This is a genomic window from Halobaculum limi (genome assembly GCF_029490015.1).
Lineage (GTDB): Archaea > Halobacteriota > Halobacteria > Halobacteriales > Haloferacaceae > Halobaculum > Halobaculum limi.
In genome coordinates, this window is record NZ_CP120469.1 from 136,541 (window position 1) to 155,751 (window position 19,211).

The 19,211-nt window shown below is 57.3% G+C and carries 24 protein-coding genes and 1 pseudogene; 10 read left to right on the top strand and 15 right to left on the bottom strand.

Annotation, left to right across the window (positions count from 1 at the left end; all coding sequences use genetic code 11):
- Window positions 1-178: 178 nt before the first annotated feature.
- The gene (locus tag P0D77_RS16300; RefSeq protein WP_277556180.1) at window positions 179-901 is read right to left on the bottom strand and encodes a hypothetical protein; all 723 of its coding nucleotides are present in this window, start codon (window positions 899-901) and stop codon (window positions 179-181) included.
- A gap of 454 nt (window positions 902-1,355) precedes the next feature.
- On the opposite strand from P0D77_RS16300, the pseudogene P0D77_RS16305 reads away from it, so the two are divergent.
- Window positions 1,356-2,632 (top strand): annotated as a pseudogene (locus tag P0D77_RS16305) (RNA-guided endonuclease InsQ/TnpB family protein).
- 11 nt (window positions 2,633-2,643) lie between these two features.
- Here the strand turns inward: P0D77_RS16305 and P0D77_RS16310 are convergent.
- The 3 genes from P0D77_RS16310 to P0D77_RS17730 all read right to left on the bottom strand — a co-directional run bounded on the left by P0D77_RS16310 (window position 2,644) and on the right by P0D77_RS17730 (window position 3,397).
- On the bottom strand, window positions 2,644-2,847 hold the full coding sequence (locus tag P0D77_RS16310) for a hypothetical protein (RefSeq protein WP_277556181.1): 204 nt from the start codon (window positions 2,845-2,847) through the stop codon (window positions 2,644-2,646).
- A 98-nt stretch (window positions 2,848-2,945) separates the two neighbouring features.
- Window positions 2,946-3,176 (bottom strand): hypothetical protein, encoded by a 231-nt coding sequence (locus tag P0D77_RS16315; protein ID WP_277556182.1) that lies wholly within the window; start codon window positions 3,174-3,176, stop codon window positions 2,946-2,948.
- Window positions 3,146-3,397: a CPBP family glutamic-type intramembrane protease gene (locus tag P0D77_RS17730; RefSeq protein ID WP_432764875.1), complete on the bottom strand. Its 252-nt coding sequence runs from the start codon at window positions 3,395-3,397 to the stop codon at window positions 3,146-3,148. Before P0D77_RS17730 ends, P0D77_RS16315 begins: the two co-directional genes overlap by 31 nt.
- Here P0D77_RS17730 and P0D77_RS16320 point away from each other — a divergent pair.
- Window positions 3,314-3,502: a hypothetical protein gene (locus P0D77_RS16320; RefSeq protein ID WP_277556183.1), complete on the top strand. Its 189-nt coding sequence runs from the start codon at window positions 3,314-3,316 to the stop codon at window positions 3,500-3,502. The two genes, P0D77_RS17730 and P0D77_RS16320, sit on opposite strands and share 84 nt — an antisense overlap.
- A gap of 466 nt (window positions 3,503-3,968) precedes the next feature.
- On the opposite strand, the gene P0D77_RS16325 is transcribed toward P0D77_RS16320, so the two are convergent.
- The gene (locus P0D77_RS16325; protein ID WP_277556184.1) at window positions 3,969-4,724 is read right to left on the bottom strand and encodes a sensor domain-containing protein; all 756 of its coding nucleotides are present in this window, start codon (window positions 4,722-4,724) and stop codon (window positions 3,969-3,971) included.
- Between the two features lie 31 nt (window positions 4,725-4,755).
- Entirely contained in the window at window positions 4,756-5,457 is a 702-nt protein-coding gene (locus P0D77_RS16330; protein WP_277556185.1) for a sensor domain-containing protein, read from the bottom strand.
- Between the two features lie 103 nt (window positions 5,458-5,560).
- Here P0D77_RS16330 and P0D77_RS16335 point away from each other — a divergent pair, with 103 nt between their 5' ends.
- The 3 genes from P0D77_RS16335 to P0D77_RS16345 are packed head-to-tail and all read left to right on the top strand — an operon-like array spanning window position 5,561 to window position 6,383.
- Window positions 5,561-5,908 (top strand): ArsR/SmtB family transcription factor, encoded by a 348-nt coding sequence (locus P0D77_RS16335; protein WP_277556186.1) that lies wholly within the window; start codon window positions 5,561-5,563, stop codon window positions 5,906-5,908.
- Window positions 5,905-6,237 carry a DUF7521 family protein gene (locus P0D77_RS16340; protein ID WP_277556187.1) on the top strand — a complete coding sequence of 111 codons (333 nt, stop codon included), beginning with the start codon at window positions 5,905-5,907 and terminating at the stop codon, window positions 6,235-6,237. The genes P0D77_RS16335 and P0D77_RS16340 overlap by 4 nt, the downstream gene beginning before the upstream one ends.
- Entirely contained in the window at window positions 6,234-6,383 is a 150-nt protein-coding gene (locus P0D77_RS16345) for a hypothetical protein (protein WP_277556188.1), read from the top strand. Before P0D77_RS16340 ends, P0D77_RS16345 begins: the two co-directional genes overlap by 4 nt.
- A 227-nt stretch (window positions 6,384-6,610) precedes the next feature.
- Here P0D77_RS16345 and P0D77_RS16350 read toward each other — a convergent pair whose 3' ends face one another.
- On the bottom strand, window positions 6,611-7,231 hold the full coding sequence (locus P0D77_RS16350; RefSeq protein ID WP_277556189.1) for a histidine phosphatase family protein: 621 nt from the start codon (window positions 7,229-7,231) through the stop codon (window positions 6,611-6,613).
- A 602-nt stretch (window positions 7,232-7,833) separates the two neighbouring features.
- Here P0D77_RS16350 and P0D77_RS16355 point away from each other — a divergent pair.
- Window positions 7,834-9,015 (top strand): phenylacetate--CoA ligase family protein, encoded by a 1,182-nt coding sequence (locus tag P0D77_RS16355; protein WP_277556190.1) that lies wholly within the window; start codon window positions 7,834-7,836, stop codon window positions 9,013-9,015.
- A gap of 143 nt (window positions 9,016-9,158) precedes the next feature.
- Here P0D77_RS16355 and P0D77_RS16360 read toward each other — a convergent pair whose 3' ends face one another.
- From P0D77_RS16360 to P0D77_RS16385, 6 genes are all read right to left on the bottom strand, one after another.
- Window positions 9,159-9,998: an ABC transporter permease subunit gene (locus P0D77_RS16360; RefSeq protein ID WP_277556191.1), complete on the bottom strand. Its 840-nt coding sequence runs from the start codon at window positions 9,996-9,998 to the stop codon at window positions 9,159-9,161.
- Entirely contained in the window at window positions 9,995-10,990 is a 996-nt protein-coding gene (locus P0D77_RS16365; RefSeq protein WP_277556192.1) for an ABC transporter ATP-binding protein, read from the bottom strand. The genes P0D77_RS16360 and P0D77_RS16365 overlap by 4 nt, the downstream gene beginning before the upstream one ends.
- Before the next feature lie 170 nt (window positions 10,991-11,160).
- The gene (locus P0D77_RS16370) at window positions 11,161-11,595 is read right to left on the bottom strand and encodes a hypothetical protein (RefSeq protein WP_277556193.1); all 435 of its coding nucleotides are present in this window, start codon (window positions 11,593-11,595) and stop codon (window positions 11,161-11,163) included.
- A gap of 51 nt (window positions 11,596-11,646) precedes the next feature.
- Complete coding sequence (locus tag P0D77_RS16375; protein WP_277556194.1) at window positions 11,647-11,778, bottom strand: hypothetical protein; 132 nt, start codon at window positions 11,776-11,778, stop codon at window positions 11,647-11,649.
- A 1,245-nt stretch (window positions 11,779-13,023) separates the two neighbouring features.
- Window positions 13,024-13,338, bottom strand: a complete 315-nt coding sequence (locus P0D77_RS16380) for a HalOD1 output domain-containing protein (RefSeq protein WP_321170539.1) — start codon at window positions 13,336-13,338, stop codon at window positions 13,024-13,026.
- 59 nt (window positions 13,339-13,397) lie between these two features.
- Entirely contained in the window at window positions 13,398-13,904 is a 507-nt protein-coding gene (locus tag P0D77_RS16385; RefSeq protein WP_277556195.1) for a hypothetical protein, read from the bottom strand.
- Between the two features lie 149 nt (window positions 13,905-14,053).
- On the opposite strand from P0D77_RS16385, the gene P0D77_RS16390 reads away from it, so the two are divergent.
- Window positions 14,054-14,422: a DoxX family protein gene (locus P0D77_RS16390; protein WP_277556256.1), complete on the top strand. Its 369-nt coding sequence runs from the start codon at window positions 14,054-14,056 to the stop codon at window positions 14,420-14,422.
- Window positions 14,423-14,453: 31 nt separating this feature from the next.
- On the opposite strand, the gene P0D77_RS16395 is transcribed toward P0D77_RS16390, so the two are convergent.
- Entirely contained in the window at window positions 14,454-15,377 is a 924-nt protein-coding gene (locus P0D77_RS16395) for a PfkB family carbohydrate kinase (protein WP_277556197.1), read from the bottom strand.
- A 210-nt stretch (window positions 15,378-15,587) separates the two neighbouring features.
- Here P0D77_RS16395 and P0D77_RS16400 point away from each other — a divergent pair, with 210 nt between their 5' ends.
- Both P0D77_RS16400 and P0D77_RS16405 read left to right on the top strand, forming a co-directional pair.
- Complete coding sequence (locus tag P0D77_RS16400) at window positions 15,588-16,031, top strand: metal-dependent hydrolase (protein ID WP_277556198.1); 444 nt, start codon at window positions 15,588-15,590, stop codon at window positions 16,029-16,031.
- 227 nt (window positions 16,032-16,258) lie between these two features.
- Complete coding sequence (locus tag P0D77_RS16405; protein WP_277556199.1) at window positions 16,259-17,041, top strand: hybrid sensor histidine kinase/response regulator; 783 nt, start codon at window positions 16,259-16,261, stop codon at window positions 17,039-17,041.
- Window positions 17,042-17,347: 306 nt separating this feature from the next.
- Here the strand turns inward: P0D77_RS16405 and P0D77_RS16410 are convergent, their stop codons facing one another.
- Complete coding sequence (locus P0D77_RS16410; protein WP_277556200.1) at window positions 17,348-18,520, bottom strand: PDDEXK family nuclease; 1,173 nt, start codon at window positions 18,518-18,520, stop codon at window positions 17,348-17,350.
- A 184-nt stretch (window positions 18,521-18,704) separates the two neighbouring features.
- Here P0D77_RS16410 and P0D77_RS17735 point away from each other — a divergent pair, with 184 nt between their 5' ends.
- A complete protein-coding gene (locus tag P0D77_RS17735) occupies window positions 18,705-18,917 on the top strand; it encodes a DUF7563 family protein (RefSeq protein ID WP_432764869.1) in 213 nt (70 codons plus the stop codon).
- Window positions 18,918-19,211 lie beyond the last annotated feature (294 nt).

Consider the following 19,211-nt stretch of genomic DNA (forward strand, 5'->3'; position numbering starts at 1 on the left):
GTTGCTCGGACTGTGGCTAAGAGGGTCAGAACTAGTCGAGTTGAGTCTCCAGCGTGAGACACGTGGGGTTAGCTGTCCCGAGAGAACGAACGGGGTAGGCCGCTGCAGCGCGCGTGGCGATGACATACTACTGAGCATCTCCGTTGACTGCTTCAAAATTCGCCCAAGCTGTTGGGTTTCATCCGATACTCGCAGGGGTAGTGACGACTGCACTCGCGTTGAGGCCGGTCGGAATTGGAGGGTGACACTCGGTGTCGACCGGGAAAGTCCCGGATTGGGTCCCATACCGCTGCGGCTCCCCCAGGGATACCTGCCAGCGATCGTAGGTGAGACGGACCCACTCGGACGCATCCACCTCCGCAGAGTCGTTCGCCGCCACAGCGAGGCGGTAGGCGAGTTCGAAGTGTGCTGGACAGGTGCCGTGCTGGAGAACGACCGCAGCGTCGAACAACTCGTCGGGCCCCTCCACCCGTTCGGCCGCGATCAGCGAGAGGACACGTTCGGCCCGCCGGTAGTCCCGGCTCCGGTCGACCATCGCGCCAGTCTCCCGGTCCCGCTGGTCGCTCCGCTCGAGGTAGCTCAACTGCCGGTCGGCGGGCCAGTCAGCAGGAGGGACGGCGGGCGCAGCGACTGCGACGGCGAGCACCGACCCGCCGACTGTCGCGACGAGCAACACACCGGCGAGGAACAGTCCGCGTCGTGTGAGAGCGCGTGAGGGGAGGCTTCGGAGTCGGTCGCCCCCGAACCGCTCCACGAGCAGTCGGATGAGTACACCGGCGGCGACGATGTACGGCAAGAAGACCAGCGGGAACAGCGTCACGACAGTGAGGATGCCCCCGGCGGCTCCGACCGCGTCACGGACGGCGACGAGCGCCACCGCGACCGTGGCGCCGGTGATCACCCACCGTCGGGAGCGTGACGGGGCAGTGACAGCGACAAGGGTCGCCCCGAAGGCGGTTATCAGCAGGGAGTACGCGAGAGAGGAGCTTCCGACTGTGGCCAGCGAGTTAGCTGAAAGTAGGCGCTAAGCCCCCTTCCTCAGCGAGCGCCGACCGAAGGGAAGGCGCGAGCAGGGAGGGGATACAGCGTTCACAAGAGCTGCGCTCTTGTGCGCGAACGAGACGCTTCGCGTCTCGTCAACGCCGCATAATTTCCAATCACGTTCGGCGCTCGGCCCACAGGCCCACGCCACCGAAGATCTTATACGTGTAACGTGCATACCGTGCATTACAGTGAAACGGAAGACAATCACCATCCGCGAAGACCAAGACGAGTGGATTGAGGACCACCACCTCAACCTCTCGTCGTTCATCCGTGAGCAACTGGATGAGCTAATCGAGGAACGAGAGTAACGGATGTACTACGCCTACAAGTACCGTCTCAAGCCGTCCGACGCCCACTGCGAGGAGTTGGACCGCCACCGAGACATTTGTAGGCAACTGTACAATCACGCGCTCTACCGCTTCAACCAAGTCCCCGAGGACACAGGCACACTCAACCAGCGTGTTCGGTCCATCCGTGACGAAATTCCGTCCCTGAAAGACTGGTGGGGCGACCTCTTGGACGTGTACTCGACAGTTCTGCAAACAGCAGTTATGCGAATCGAGCAGAAAGTCAAGTCACTCGGAGGACTCAAGGAGAACGGCTACGGTGTGGGTCAACTCAACTCAACTGGAAGCCGCCACGGGAGTTCCGCAGTTTCACCTACAGTCAGTCTGGCTTCAAGCTCGACAAGAAGGGCGGTCAGACTGTCTTGTCACTCTCGAAACTCGCGGACATCCCGATTCGGCTCCACCGCGCCATCCCCGACGACGCGACACTCAAGCAGGTTACGCTCAAGAAAGAGCCGACGGGCAAATGGTTCGCCACGTTCGGTGTCGAAATGGACCGTGAAGCGCCTGAACCGCCTGAGAACCCCGAGAAGTGCGTCGGAATCGACGTTGGGATTTGCAAGTACGCCCACGACACTGATGGCACAGCGGTCGGGTCGCTCGACCTCTCGGATGAGCGTGAACGCTTAGAACGAGAACAACGGAAGCTCTCGCGGAAGGAACACGGGTCGAACAACTACGAGAAGCAACGGCATCGAGTAGCAGAGTATCACGCCTCTCTCCGACGGAAGCGCCGCGACTTCCTGCACAAACTCTCAGCGTACTACGCTCGGGAGTACGACCTTGTGGCAGTCGAAGACCTGAATGTCATGGAGATGATGGAGTCACCGTCGAATAGCCGTAACACCGCGTCTGCCGCGTGGCGAACGTTCCTCTCGATGCTCGAATACAAGTGCGAGCGTGAGGGGACGCATTTCGTGGCGGTCAACCCGAGCGGGACGACCAAGGAGTGTGCGTCGTGCGGCGTTTCGACGGAGAAGCCATTGTGGGTCCGTGAACACTCCTGTCCCGCCTGTGGGTTTGAGGCGGATAGGGACGCGAACGCGGCGTGGAACATCCTTTCTCGCGGCCTCGAAGATGTAGGAGTGGGACACTCCGAAGGAACGCCTGTGGAGACTGCGCTCCCTACGGGTGCGGACGTGGACGACGATTTGTCGTTCCGTCTCGTGCCTGCAAAGCGCGTCGTGGAAGCAGGAAGCCCTCCCCTCAAGGAGCGAACGGCGTCAGCCGTGAGCGAGTAGGGGAGGGTAGTTCACCTGAACCGCGCTCGTAGTCGGTGTCCGTTCCATATGAGCAGTCCAGAGAGGACGAGCGACGGGAACACCAACGCCTGCACCGCGAGTTCGACGCTCGCAATCTCGTTCAGCGGGGAGTAGAGGTACACTCCAAGCGTCGTCGCCAGCACGACGTGGACGAGGCGCTGTGTCGACCGCGACCAGATCCGACCCGAGCTCATGTTTTCACGCCCGCCGTGTCGCCATACTCGATTACCATGGTATTCGGTCGGGGAGACGTGTGGTTACAGCTTTACCCAATAAGTTGGGGTCGTCTCACTTACTCCGTCGCATCCAAGGAAGGTGTCGGCTTGGAACCCGTCGAGGTCCACGTGCCGTCCGGAGCGAGCGTCCGGTGGCCGTACGTGAACACGAGCGCAGCCACCACGGTCCAGAGGATCAGTAGCTTTGCGTCAGGCGCGACGGCGCGCACGAGCGCAGCTACTTCGATAGCATCCTCACCGAGCGGTCTGAACGCGTTTACTGAGTTGTTCGCGGCGTAGTAGAGCATCGCGACGACGACGCTCCCCTCGTGGCGTTGAACAGCCAGGTCAAGACGATACTCACACCGATGATAGAGCCGACGTACGCCACGAAGGAGCTGCTCGTCGGTGCCATCGTACCGTCACCGAGTACGAACAGTGGCCTATGCCAGAGCGCCCAGTGGAGGCCGACGATGACAAACGCAAGCAGCGCACTGAGACGCTGCTGAAGGCGCGGAAGGAGGAACACTCGCCATCCGACCTCCTCTTGAGCGCCACAGATGGTCAGCGCGAGCAGGAAGTGGACGGTGACGGCGCCGAGTGGTGGCGAGGGAATCCCCACCTGAACGCCTGAGAGCACGAATAGTGGCGCGCCGGCGACGACAATCGCGATGGGCAACGCAAGCGCCAGACCGTACCACCACAAACTGATACGAGGAGCAAACGAGCGCACCCAGTCGGAAACACTTTCTCTAGCACCGCGCACGCAGACGGCGGCTGCGGCGGCCGGCCCGAACGCACCGAGGAGGACTAGCGGGCCGGGCGGAAGACCATCGCTCACTACGAACAAGAGTATCCACAGTCCCCACGTCAGGCCGAAGTCGAGGAAGCTGAATGTCAGAATTAAGTGGTGACGAATGAGTGTCGATGTACGTCAGTCAGCGACTTACCTGCGCGTTCGGGTGTCCGGATCTGGTTCCCGAGCCAGAGTTTCCAACTCAGAAACTGGTTGAGAACGTGAGGGAGTGTGATTTTCACCGCACGCTTGCTCGATCAACGAACCATCTTCGTCGTCTCTCATCGCTACACGACGTTCGACTTCAGCTACTAATGGACCGGGCGTGTTGGAGTACTGTTGCTGTTATTAGGCCCAGACCCCGAGCGATGGCGTTCAGGACGTGCAGCGAGATGATAAACAGGACCACACCAAAGGCGGCGACGACGAGCGCCTCACCCAGCGTATCGACGTTCCACTCGGAGAGCGTGATGACAGGGGCGAACGTGACCGACCACAGGTCCTGCACGAATCGAATCTTGGGCGCGAACGTCAACGTCGTGTCGTAGAAAACGCGATACGACCCGGGCCGGTCGTACACCAACGGAGCCACCAGTAACGCCCCGGTCAGGCTGACTAGAAACGTCAACACGGTGAACGTGACGATGCCGACGGCGAGTTTCGAGAGCAGAAACACGAGGCTGACGTACGTCCCGGTGTCGAGAACGAGTTCCTTCGCGTACTCAGTGATCCCGTCGGGCGCTGTAAGCGGGACCGCTCGTGCCGTGACTTGGCGCGACAGCAGTGTGTTGGCTAAGAGGACCTCCACTCGAGTGAGGCCCGTCACGAACACGAGTGTTGCGAGGAGCAGCGGAACACCGACGGCGACGACCGAGAGACCGACACCAAGTGCCAACAGCGTGGCCAACAGGGTCACGTACGCGATGCCGAGCGGGAACTGTAGCGCGAGATATGCGATGTTGCCGTACGTCTCTCGACGGAACGGGACGCCGAAGACGGCCCAGAGGCCGTCGGTAAGGCGCTCGATCGGATCAGAACGGGAAGTGGAGGACGTAGACATACGTGATAGTCTTGGTGGGGGTAATTCGTGTTTACGCCTGGTTCGACACGGTCGGTGCACTGCCGAGGACTCGGGCGCGTCGGCACGCGATCGCGGTCGCGTTACCGAGCAGCCACGCGAGTGCGTTCCACAGGTTCACGACGACGAACAGACCGACGACGCCGACGACGGCAAGCGAGAGTGCCTCGGGAAGCGTGTCAACCACGGCTGTCCCGCCGCCGAGCCAACTCGGGAGGGGGAACGTGTAGTTCCCCATCGGAGAGGTGTACAGGAACGGGGCAGCGATAGCCACTGCGACGAGCGATCCCGTGACGGTCAGCACGACGAACGTCGAGACGCCGACGACGAACTTCGCGAGGACGAACCCGACGCTCAGGTACGTTCCCGGGTCGAGCAGGAGGTCCTTCGCGTAGGTGACCGCACCGTCGTCAATCGACGCAGTCGCCGTGTGTCTGTCGAGTTCCACCGGCAGCAAGAGGCCGGTTACCGCGCGGTCAACGGTCATCGTTGCGACGCCGAGGAGGAGTGCACCGATGACCGGCAGTCCGAACAGTACCAACAGCGGGAGCGAGCCAGCTCCCACTGTCAACGCCGGGATCAACAGCGAAAAGTACGCCACCCCGAGCGGGAACTGCAACGCGAGATACGCGAGGTTCTTGTAGGTTTGGAGCCTGACTGGGGCAGTCAGGAACGCCGTCGCAACCGAGTGCGGTGTTTTGTGGGCAGGTTGCATTACGAGTCCCACTCAGATTGGGAAAGTGATAACTGATGAAGCCGAGTTTCTGAGTCAGAAACTGTGCCGTATCAGATAACTTCCCCCCGTCCGTTCACCCGCTGTGAGTGAGGACGTGGACCGCGTTGAGGTACTTCGACTCCTCGACGATGAGTACGCCCGTGCCATCCTCACAGCGACTAGTAGAGAGCCTATGTCAGCAAAGGAACTCGCGGCAGCCATCGACGCCTCACCCCCGACTGTCTACCGTCGGGTAGACGACTTGCAAGCGGCTGGGCTCATCGTAGAAGAACTCCAGTATGAGTCGAGTGGCCACCACTACGGCGAGTATCGCATCTGCGTCGACCGAGTAACGGTCACATTTGAAAACGGCGAGTACACCCTCCAACTAGATCCTACCGAGGAGACCACGGCAGACCGCTTCACCAGACTCTATGAGGGACTCAGATGATTACGCTCCAGGTGACCCAGACTGGCGACACCGTACAAGTGTTCGTGGTTCTTGCGACGTTCCTACTCTCGGCGTTGCTCGGCCTCGTTATCGCACGGAAGGCGTACCAGGGCTATCGCCGGAACGCCTCGATGCCTATGCTGTATCTCGCGGCCGGCATCGTCCTGTTGACAGCCATCCCCGCAGTGCTCTCGTTGTTCCTCTCGACGTTCACCACACTGCCAAATTATCTCGTCGTCGTGGTGACGAACGGCACCGAACTGCTCGGCCTCACCGCCATCGCCTACTCGCTGTACGGCCGCTTCGGATCGGCGGAGGAGCGCGGATGAGTGGACCAGCGTTAGTCGGGTCTTCCCGCATATCGCTCCAATCTCGCCCGCTGGCGGTCGGGGTCGGCCTCTCGGTGGTGATTGTCGCCGTTAGTGAACTCCTCTCCTCGGCGTTCGCCGACGACCTCCACGCGATGGTGCTGTAGCCGAGAGCGTCTGCTGCCATTCGCGTCTCCCTTCTTCTGACAGCAATCGGTGGCCGTGGTGAACTCAGGGCGCAAGTCGATCACTGGTTGGTATTTGGCCGGGACACAGGGCGATGGATACAGTGTATTAGCCAATCGGCCAACCAGTCGCTGGGGTACGTTCTCGGTCTTATAGAGCACTCGTGGAGTGATGTGCTATCGTCACGCCATCCAGCAAGGTGGATGGCTCAACAGTGGTTGGTATCGTTCTCACGAACGATACTCACCGCACCTGTCTCGTGGTTGAACTCAAACTCATTAATCGAGCAGTTCGCTTGTGACTGCTCCAGAATCGTGTCGACGATATCGAGGTCTTTCAGATGTCCAAGAACCAGGCGAATGGGGCCACCGTGAGTCACGATGAGTATGGTCTCTGTCGATTCAAACTCGGCCAGTGTTGTCTCCCACCGCTCGATGACACGTTCGCGAACATCAGCAAGGCTCTCACCGCTTTCCGGTTGTCTGTGTGCTGCTTCCGCGCCAGCCTCACCAAGCCCGTACTCAGGGAACCGCTCTATCATCTCGTCGAACGCTACGCCTTGGTAGACGCCAATGTCACGTTCGCGCCACGCCGAATCTAGCGTGACGGGTGCGTCGAAGTGTTCAAGTAAGATTTCTAGCGTCTCCTCCGTCCGATGAAGGTCCGACGATAAAATGCGGTCGATCTCATATCTCTCCGTGAGTGCTGCGCCGAGCTGGTCGGCTTGCTCTCGACCGAGGCTGGTGAGTGGGGCAGGTGCCCAGCCTTGCAATCGGTGCTTTCGGTTCCACGTGGTCTCCCCATGTCGGACTGCCACTATGGTTGTCATTCTTATTGGTAGACCAACTAGTGAGAATGGAAAGTTGTTCCTCTGTCCTCCTGAGTTGTATCAGGTATCTATTCCAAGCACGGGTTGTCGAGTATACAATCTCTTTCTAACGTATGAGTCAGGAGAAAGAAGTGAGATAAACGGACTCGTTATGCTGAACCCACCCCTCTGAGTGTTGCACGCCGCTATTGACAATGACTGGTGAGGTTTTTGCGGTCGTGCTGAACTCAGTTGGCCTGAATCTCGCCATAGAGTATGAACCAGCTGTCCGCGGACGTGAATAAGTGCAGGTAGTCATTGTCATAGTCGTCATCCACCGTCGCTGGAATGGTGCCTGTTAACTATAGTCACTACTCGCGAACGCACAAGTAGTGGAGGACGGTATGAGACAGAGTCCGATAACCAAAGGAAAGCTCGTACTCGACACTTGGCGGCAGAAGCGAGCGGATGCTGCGACGATTGCATCTCGTCAACGACATCGACTCGAATCCCATCTCGCGTTCGTCCGGCGGCAATCCCGATTCTACAAACAACGATACGCGGATATCCCCCAGTGGACGACAGATCTCCAACGCTACCCACCAGTGACGAAGGCGATGCTTATGGAGCACTTCGACGACGTCGTCACGGATACGGCGATTACAAAAGCCGAGATCGACGCGTTCGTCGCCGATGAGACGAAGATTGGCGAGCGCTTCCTCGGAACGTATCCAGTTTGGACCACATCTGGGACGACCGGGGAACCAGGGGTGTTCGTACAGGATGAGACCGCTTGGACCGTTTCAGACGTGGTGGGTGACCGGTGGATCCTGCCCGCACTGGCCGACCGTTCGCCACTGTCCCGACTCATCACGCAGAATCTCCGCATCGCGCTCGTCGCTGTCTCGGGCGGTCACTTCGCCGGTGCAGCCGGTCTTGAGCTGATGCGTCGAGAATCCGTCTATGGCGAGCGTCGCCTTCGGCTCTTTTCGCCGAAAAGCCCGATCAACGACCTGATTTCCGATCTGAACCAGTATCAGCCCGCTATCCTCGAAGGCTACTCAACCGTCCTCGTCGAGCTGGCGCGCGCCCAGCAGAATGGTCGACTCAACATCAGCCCCGCACTCATTCTTCCCACGGCAGAACCCATCTCTGCGACTCAAAAGCGAATGCTCCGGGACACCTTCGATTGTGTGGTCCGAGAACTCTACGGGGCGACGGAATTCGTCCCGATTGCCGTCGAGTGCGAACACGGGAATCTCCACGCCAACACCGACTGGGTCGTCCTCGAGCCGGTCGACAAGGACTATCAGCCAGTTGAACCCGGGACGCCCTCAGACACCGTCCTCATCACGAGCCTCGCGAATCGAGTGCAACCGCTCGTCCGGTACGACCTCGGAGACAGCATCACCATCTACGAAGAACCGTGTCCCTGCGGGAGCGCATTCCCCATAATGGAAGTCGGCGGTCGGCAAGGAGACGTCCTCAAGTTCGAAACCGACGACGGAGAGGCGGTGCCAATCTTCCCGCTTGCATTATCGAGTGTTGTCGAAGAAGTACCGGGAGTCTATCGAACCCAGATTATCCGCACCGCCCCCACGAAACTAGCGGTCCGCTTTGAAGTCACGCCTGATGCAACCGAGGAGGAAGTCTGGAAGCAGATCGAGCGGGAGCTCGAATCGTTCCTTCGTACTCACGAGATTAGCCGCATAACTGTCGAAGCAGCACCCGAGCCCCCACAACGGGAGGAACGGAGTGGGAAATTCCGGCACGTCTGGTCCGAAGTGGAAGAGCCATCCACCTGATTTCGCCGGCCTCCCAGCCTCTAACGAGAATCGTTCGTCCGTCGAACAGAAGCCTGCAGCGTGCGCCCTCGCTTTATGAACTTGCTTCGGGCAGCACGTTGTGAGCACATTTCGGCAGCTGGCGATTCGGATCCACAAAACGATTAGCTCAGATCGGCTTGTCGGAACGAGAGATATCCGACGAACAGCGGGATGACAGCCCAGGCAAACAGGATGAGTACGAACACCAATGGGTCGAGGTAACTGGGTACTGGACCACCGATTCGCGCTTCCACAGCAGTTCCGCCACCGAGCAACAACCGCTGGACGAGCGCATTGTACGCCCCGGTTGGACTGAATCCTTGTACGAGCAGGAACCAGGCTGGGACCACTCTCCCCGGCATCTCGCCGGTGACAAGCAAGTGCACCCCATTAGGAGCTAGATCCCACAGCAGCGTCAGGCCGAGGTATGCCGTAATTGCCAGGATCATCGCACGAGCTCGTGTCGCCGTGACGGCCGAAATCCCGATCGCAATCCCGACGAACGAAACGCCGAGAAGGACAGTCAACGCTATCGTTCCAAGGAATGCTCCCACGGGGAGGCCACCGTAGAGCGCCGCTGCGACCAGACCTGCTACCAGGAACCCCAATGAGAGACCGATCGCGACCACACCGCTGCGACCAATGAACTTCCCGAAGAGCACTTCACCTCGCGACGGCGGGAGTCCGAGTATCACTTTCAGGCTTCCCGACTCTCGTTCGCCAGCAATCGCAAGGTACGCTGCAATCAGCGCCATAATCGGGACGAGGAGTCCAGCGAACTGCGAGGCACCGCCAATCGCCATCTCGACACCACCTTCCACATCCGGGATAAGTAGTGAGATACCCGTCGACAGCGACGTCATCACGGCAATGATGACGACGATGCCCCAGATCATTCGCGACCGGAGGGCGTCGGCGAATTCCTTCCGAGCGATCTTCAGCCAGATTGTAGAACGCGTCATCCCTTCACCTCCGACGTATCGACTGTTGGGGGAGCTTCGCCAGTGTAGGCGCTGAACATATCCTCCAACGACGACTCCTCGATTGTCACGTCGAGAATTGAAGCGCCATCATCGCGTATGCGGTCGATCACGTCGACTTTCGCTGTAGCCTCACCGACGCGGACGCGAATTGTTCGGCCATCGACTGCGACGTCGGAGACTCCGGCTAGCTCTCCGATGGTCAGCGAGTCTGGGATGGCATCGACTGAGAGCGTTACCGTCGACCCCGTTCCGAGTGTGTCGCGAAGGCCGTCAATCGAGTCGACGGCGACGAGTCGCCCACGGTTGAGAATCGCGACGCGGTCGCACACAGCTTCGACTTGGCTGAGAATGTGGCTCGAGAAGAAGACAGTTTTCCCCCGGTCAGCGTGGCTTCGGGCAATCTCACGGACGAGGCGAACGCCGTTGGGATCGAGTCCCGAAGATGGCTCGTCGAGAATCAACAGATCGGGATCACCGACAAGGGCAATCGCGAGAGCCAATCGCTGCATCATTCCTTTCGAATAGCCACCGACGACTCGGTCGGCAGCTGCAGCATCAAGACCAACTCGATCAAGAAGATCGCCGACAGTATCGTCAGATTGCTTCAACGCGATTGCGTACTCGAGGTGTTTGCGACCGGTGAGTCGGTCGTAGAGTCCGTAGCCATCCGGGAGAATGCCGACTCGCTCGTGGATTTCTCGTGTCTCATCCTGAGCATCGTATCCAAGGACAGTTGCGCTCCCGGCCGATGGGCGGACATAGTCCATAATCACATCGATCGTCGTCGATTTCCCGGCACCGTTTGGTCCGAGAAAGCCGAATACTTCGCCCTCGTAGATTGTCAGATTGAGATCATCAACAGCGAGAACGTCCGTTCCATATTGCTTTGTCAGCCCTGAGGTTTGGATGGCTATCGACCTGTCATCGGTCGTATCCTTCGAATTCGATAGAGACTGAGAGGGAGGTTCCATACTGTCCGTACGAATACACTTGTGAAAATTCTATGGCATATTTGATATCTTGGCTCTGTTTAAACCCTCAGCCGCTGATAGTTTGTTGGGCTCGTGCTGAATATGGGGGATTTCAACAGAGCCGCCCAGCACTAAACCACTCCTCCTAGAAGGCACGAAAAATTGCTAAACTAATCGCTGTCGAATATGCTGGCAATTTCGTCTTCGTCGAAGACGGCTCCGTCCAACATCTCCCAGAACTCTTCAGCTGAGTCAAGGCTACCGAATTTCCCCTGTAGTTTTCTAGCCTGTCCCCTTGACACACCAGCCTGATCGTAGTCGTGTTCAGATACTTCGAGGAGGAGTACGAGATGGTCGAAACCGATGCCGTCGATGTCGATGTTCTCGAGGATCACACCAAACAGTCGCATCTCACCCCCACACCGGAATACCTTGAGATCACCGTACTGCTTGTAGACAAAGTGCGTTGGTGAGTGATCTGCAGCGGTAAGCTTCGTCAGTTCCGTCTGGACGTGCTCGCTTTGTGATCGGGTTAGCGCAGCGATTTCACCCAGTACTGAGCGGGGGATTGACACACAACAAGTTTCGTCCAGCGGGATTGCCACTCAAACGATTCCACTGAGGCATCGATAATAAACGAATCGCAAGCAGGAGGGCTACTGGCGGAAGGCTTCTTTAATTTCGTCCAGCGTCGCAAACTCGAATTCCATTGCGTCGTCAACAGCCTGGTCGATGTTCTCTTGAACATCTTCTTCGGACTTGCCGTCTCTCCAGGCGCCTTTACTCATTATGCTACATCACGTGAGGGGGGATAATCATACTTTCGCACGGGCTGATTCCACTGGTAACGGACTATGGCAGCCGAATTTCACAGTCTCACCGTGAGATCAGAGTTGGATGTTTCGTAATCCACAAGCAGTGCAACGTGATCCTCTCTGGTCTCCGCTCCAAAAATGCGGACAGAGTTGGGGATTGGACGTGAGCTCGGACAGATCATACATATCGTGATCAGGAGACAGGAGAACATCTGACTGTGGGAATCCCGACCCGAGTTGGAAATACCCACATTTCGCACACCGAAACACGTGCTCTTCGTATCGTTCCCAACGATGGCCGTCATTTGGGTTGCAAACGTCTGGAGGAGGCTCAACACTCGGGCCTAACAGCTCATAATTGTCGTACAGAAACCGAGTTCGGCTCTCGCTATACCGTTTGTTAGTCCCACACCACGGGCAAGACTGATACTGACGCCTCTTATGTTTCGTCTCCTTCCACTCGTGTTCACAAGATGGGTGAGGGTCATTCCACTCCAGTGAAGATTCGATATCGGTCGAGAAATCACTTGGACCATTGTCATAGATCGCGATGCCTCGATTATCTTCCGGATCGCTGAATGTGGACTCGACTACGTCGAACGGAAGCGACTCCTCGGAGAAATCAGCTGGTTCTGCCCAGAAGACACTATATCCGAGTGATAAGTAGTCGTGAGTTGTGGCGAACTTGTCTTTTGAGTGATTCCGATATTGGACTTCGATGATCACTCCCTTACCGTAGTATCGGTTCTCACTCTGGAACTCCGCTAATGCATCTGCATATCGTGTTTCTGGGAGAGTCTCTGTCTCTTGCGTTGAGAGGGCAACTTCAGGGGCACACTGCGACAATTGATCTGCAAACGCCTGTTTGAGAGTTGAGACGGCTATCGACTTGAGCCGAGCATGAGTGTTCGATTCACCCCCACCACCCTCACAAGCAGTGTTTGATTCGTGGACAAAATGTCGCGCCCGCCCATCAGCGAACGGGCCCCGAGGGTACATCGCTTCCGCGCACTCAATGCATTTGACTTCTGTGCTATCTTCGACCTCCTCTGGGAGCACTTGTTCACCTCGGATCTGTGCGACGAACGGCATTAGATGTCTGGGGAGGCCTTGGGACCTACGTATATTAACAATTGGCTGGCTCTGTTGAAATCCTCGATAGAGCAATGAAGCGTCCTGCCTACAAGTCACACGAATGCGAGGAGGAAGCCCACGGCTTTAGCCGTGGGAGGAATCTGACTCTTCTCTGCCGACGACCGCAACTCCGTCTGGACTTACACGAATTCTTAGTCCCTCCCAGACGAATTCGACCTCTACAGGTGTTGCCGTGTTGCTGACCAGCGCTTGAAGTGCATCTGTGTCCACCACGCCATACAGTGGTGACAGCTCCATATCACCCACGCCATTTTCGTTCGCAACGACTGTGACGATTCTGTGGAGAATGTCGTCGATGTCCGATCCGCGGTTTGATATGATATCTACTAATCGACTTGTAGCGTATATAAATAGATCGCGGTTGGGATCTGTTGACAGGAAACTAACACACGCCGACTACCTTACCTTGCTCACGATCCGTGTCGAGCGCCGAGCGATCAGCCCCACTCGAATGTCTGTGGGTCCGACGACGACTCACCGGTGAGGACGCCCAGCGACGCAACAAACGTCACGACGCCGTCTACTGCCTCCTGAGCGAATGGTGTGTCAGGCACCGTAACCGCATATGGGTCGACGGCGCGGCCCGCGGCGTCGGTGAGGTCTTCATACAGCGCTTCGTGAGCCGCTGAAAGTTGAACGAACCCCGTGGGTATCTCACCCTGTGAGACGAGCGATGAGTCGTCGTCGACTGGACCGGTGATGACGACCGGACCAGGGAGTTCGCTCGTGTCGTAGTGCAATGTGACCTCGAGGTGGTCGTGTTCGGCGCGGACGAACGAGGCGACACATCCTGGGAACGTCGTCCACGTACTCGACTCCAGGCCCGGCCCGCCGTATTTGATCATCCCGTCGAGTTCGCGAACCATCTCGCGTTTTTGATCGACCGACAGCGGCGACTCATCGCGCACGGTGACGGGCGAATCACCCTCTTCAGAGGAGCCCATAGCCGCTCGTTCGCCTCCCGGGGCATAACAGTTCGTGCGGCTCGCCGTTGTGTCGGCGGGCACAACCCTTTGTCTCAGGGGGGTGAGTTGTATGTGTGTCAACTCCTCCATCCGGGCTGCGCCGGTTCAAGCGGCCCTTGTTGTTCTTGATGGGACCGATCTACGTCATCGCTGGCGTCTCCCACTTCCTGGTCCCGAAGGCATTCGAACGGGTCGTCCCGCCATCGTTACCGCGACCGCGCGCACTGGTGTACCTCTCTGGCCTCGCAGAGATCGCACTTGGAATCGGCGTGTTGCTCCCCCAAACGCGTCGGCGGTCTGCGTGGGGTCTCATCGTGCTGTTGGTGGCCGTCTTCCCCGCGAACGTCTATATGGCGACTGGCGACGTCGAGGACGGGCTGCCCGAAGAGGTTGCTGCGGTTCCTGACTGGCTGTTGTGGGCGAGACTCCCGATGCAGGCTGTGCTCATCGCGTGGGCGTGGTGGTACACCGACTCCTCGGACGACCAGCCAAAGTGAGGTAAGCAGCTGATTGTCTGCAGGCCAATGCTCATCGCGAGCGGATAGCCTGCACCTCTTCGGGCGTTGGTATCCGCCCACGAGCGCCTTCTCCTTCTGTTGATAGTGACGCAGCGATCGTTGCGGTCTCGACGGCTGCTCTGAGTGTGGCCCCTGACGCACGTCCTGCAGCGAACACGCCGTTGAACACGTCGCCCGCACCCGTTGTGTCGACGGGGTCGACAGGCGGCGTCGAGACCACTTCATCCCCAACGATGACCCCATCTGAACCCACCGTTCGGAGTACCGTCCCCTCGAATGACGTGAGTGCGTCCTGAAGCTCCCGATACTCGCTTTCATTTGGCGTGAGGTACTTGATGACGGGGCAGTCAATCAGTGGTCGAACCCCTGCTACCGGCGACGGGTCGAGGATTACACACGGCGGGTTCTGCTCGGTTTCGAATCGCTGGAGCAGGGACGTGACTGGGTCGACAGGGATCTCGTTTTGGAGAAGCAGGCAGTCGGCGTCAACGAGGCGGTCGTAGTGATGGAGCACGTACTCACGGTCGACATCGCCATTCGCGCCGGCCGTGATGACGATTCGGTTGTCCCCGGCGGGGTCGACAAACACGTGCGCCGACCCAGTCTTCGACGCTGCCACTCCGATTGCATCGACAGAGACCCCCGCTCGCTTCAACTCATTGCGCACACCGAACTTCTCGGCGTCGGGTCCGTACTTCCCGAACAGCGCAACATCAGCGCCCATCGCCGCCGCGGCAACAGCTTGGTTCGCCCCTTTCCCACCGTGTTCGATCTGATCTGGTGATGGAAACTCGGATGGGATCGTCTCAACCGCGACAGTTTGTCCACGGGAGGGAAACCAGTCGTAACGCTGCTCAAGTGTTTGGAGCTCAGCGGTTGTTGGCAGATGGACCCGGTCGACGTTGATGCTGCCAAGACTACAGACTGTTCCCATTGAGCGTCACCTTGAAAGACAGGATCACATTGCGGGGAGGAAGTGGTTCCGGCGGAATTTGATCTCTGATGATGATGAATGTGTATGGCTATTCGTAGCACGAAAGCTTATCTCGAGGAGACAAGGCATATTTTGAGACAGGGCTTTGACGTGGGGGCGTCCCAGCCGCCGTAGAGATATTGTGATAGACGACACAACCTGTGTGCAACCGTGCTGTTTCCCACCCACCTGGCGGCCGCCGCACTCGTTGGCGTTCGCTCACGGCTGTCACCGCTGTGGTTAGTGGTGGGCGCTACAATCCCGGACGCTGTAGACAAGCCGCTTGCGGCGGTCGGCGTCGTGGAACTGTTCCACACCGTTGGGCACTCAGCACTCGTGCTCGCTCTCGCCCTTCCACTCATCCGAGTTGGCCCTCGTTCGCGTGCAGTAGTGGCAGGGTGGGCCTCGCACCTGTTTCTCGACGCGTTCCATATAGTGCTCAACGGCCGTGCCGAGGACACGCTGTTTCTTGGATGGCCGGTGACGTCACCGCCGACGCCACTCGGGATCCCGCCCGGTGAGTTCTTCTTGTACTATCTGTGGAGTCCATCGTTTTTCGTCGAACTCGGCATTTGGGCGGCGCTCGCTGTTGTCCTCGCACAGTGGCTGCGCTGATACGGTGAACACGGCGATCGCACACCGTCGTCGAGGTCCTCGAAATGAACACACGCTCGTTCGATCGGAGGTCGATGCTGACCCGCAGTCAAGCTGTAAGCTGATTAGAGTCAACCCCCGACACAATCGTCTCGCTTGTCTGTCGGTGAGCTACGGATCCGCTACCAGAATTTAATTTATTGTGTGTCGTGTCGAGGTATTTTATACTAGACCTACATTATAGATCTATGATCGGTCGGTCATCGAACCGTCTCCTCGTGGTGGAAGATAATGCGGACTTTGCCACGCTTACGAAAATTCATTTGGAGAAACATGGTGAGTTCGAGGTCGACGTGACGACGGATGCGGGGGAGGCGGTCGAACAACTGGAGGCTAACGACTACGACTGTGTCATCAGCGATTATGATATGCCACAGCGGAATGGACTTGAACTGCTGAAGGACGTTCGCGAGACCAATCCCAATCTTCCGTTCATTCTTTTTACTGGTCGCGGATCGGAGGAAGTCGCGAGCCAAGCGATTTCGGCAGACGTCACAGACTATATTCAGAAGGGAGGCGGCTCAAACACGTTTGAGTTGCTCACCAATCGTGTACAAAACGCTGTTCAGGGATTTCAGGCAGAACGAGAACTACGATTGGAGAAACAGCTTTCTGAGCGAATCGTTCAGTCGCTCCCGATCGGGCTTGTCGTCCACGATCAAGATGGGGATGTTCTGTTGAGAAACGACCGCGCGAACGAAATTCTGAGCACGACTGAAATCGAACTGCGTGCAGACACATACGAATCTAGTTCGTGGGAACTCTATGAGGAAGATGGTGAGTTGGTTTCATATGAGCGCCTTCCATTTACACGGGCCGCGGCTGGAGAAGAGTTGCGAGACGTATCGTATACCGTTCACACCGACGACGGCAGGGTCAAGCCGATCATCGTCTCAGGCACCCGCCTTTGTAACGACGATGGGGATACTGAGGCTGTCATCATCCCATTCGAAACCGTGACAGAGGACTAATCTGCTAACTGTTGGTACTGTACGTGAGATCGCCGTTGCGGACGCATCGGGTTCTGTGAGATTCCGTACGCTGATCAGTACTATGTGTACGAATCAGAAGACGCAGTCTCGGAGGTCGATCGATGCGAATGTACCTGAGGTGTGATAGCTACCTAAGCCACATATTCGATAATTGCTTGGAGCCACACAGAGTGAACCATATCACGTGACCGCCCCACGGTTTGTATTTAAAAAACGGCCTCAAAAACAGTCACAACTCCCGAAGGTTACTCACCGCCACATCAACCTCTGATTTTGCCACCAGCTCTACCGGGCATAGCTCACTGGGTGTCCAGCGTCAATGCTAATCACACAACTCTCATCCACGATCTCGTAGCTAACCAGCATTGGAGGCCGCGGACCGATTTGTGCCTTAGCAATCCGAACTGCATCCTCAGAGAAATCACGCGCTATCAAAATTGGCTGAATCAGACTACTATCCCCGTCGGCAAGGAAATTTGATACCCATCGTGCATACCCCATCACCTGGTTGAGTGCTGAGGTTCCTGCTTTTCCTCGTTTTAGTTCGATAGTAGAGATCTTATATTGAATTCCATCCCTAGAATGGAACGCCAGCCCATCCATATTTTTCCCCGATACACCATAGGGGATGTAGTTGCTAAACCATTCGAGCTCCTCAACTGGTCCGAATACTTGACGAAGCCCTTTGTGCTCGGAGTCAATCATTTCCATTAGCCAGGCCTCAAGCGTCTTCTCGACTTTGAATCGGCTTCCACTTACGATCGGTATCTCGTCAAGCGACAAGTCTGCGATTGAGTCTGGCGGCCCAGACCGTACACCTGTGCTTCCGTCTTCTTGTCCAAGCCGGTCGTTGATGCTGATCTCTTGTGAGGCATCCCCAGGGTACGATTGTCCGGTAACTTTGTATTCTCGATCGTTTGCTCCGTTGATGAGTTCTAATAGTTGGTCGCCTTCCGATGGTGTAATCGACGTAAGGCTCTTCGCCCCCCGAATGGTTTTCTTGTATTTCGGATTCCACAACTCAGTGGAATCGTGCTTGTAGCTTAATGCACGCTCCTCGGAGACTGGATTCGGGAGATATCGATTGCAGTCTATCGGCACTCGAAGCGGAAGGCTATCGGGGACTTTAGCTTCGTGACCGACCGCAGTCGGGTCAAAAAACGGTGGCCCACTTACCTCGGCTACGCCAGTAAATCCGTTTCCAGATGGTGCATCAGAGGGGCTGGGTGAGAGGTCGATGTGCTCAAGATAGTTATTGAGATTGGCTGGAACACCTCCGGGATTCCGTCCAGTCAGCTGAAAAAACACCCTATCTCCAGGCCGAGTACTTAGTGCGTCAGCAAAGAGGTCTGCAATCGTCTTGTACCACTGTGTGCCCATACTTCCGGTTGTCGCAAGAAATCCATAGGTAATCGCGGGTGGAAGCGTTCGGTTGTTGACCGTCGTGATGTGCGGCACTGCATATTGCCATCAAGAGAGACGACATAGTTCTATGCCAACAAGTGGGGCTGTCGAGGGTAGCACCGGTCCCGAATACACTCTCAGTAATTGTTCGAAACAAGCGGTTTTGACACCGGTCGCACACAATGCAGATGTGATCTAGTCGCCCGCTCCAGACACGAGCAACGGCGTCTCAATTGATATGTTTCGCTTCCAATTGGGGGCAAAGGCTGATATCAATCGCCAGTGTGGCTGCTCTGTGCCAGACTGTACCAATTGTGAAGGGTTCGTCACCCAACAGTACGTCAATGTGTTTGCGCCGACAGGCGAAACCTCAGTTCGAGTGTGTCCAAACTGTGAGGACTTGGTTCGGGAGGGGAATGGCGTCCGCGAGGCGCGAAGCAAGCGGCAATAACGCCTCACCGACAACAAGCGCGTTCAGCAGGTGTGTGAGTTAGTACTGCTTCGCGTACGCCACTTGGGTGTTGTACTGGAGCGACGATGATGAGCCCGGCAGCAATCATCAATTCGCACCCTTCGAAGTACTGATTGGGCACCGTGAACAGCGCAATCGGGAGGGTGTACATCTCCGAGTCGTTCGCACTGGTAACTTGCGAGTCGACGTAGATTTCTTCTTTACCTCAGGGAACTTCACCGACGTATCGTCTTTCTACCGCACCGATTCTGATTCAGATCGGTGGCGGTACTG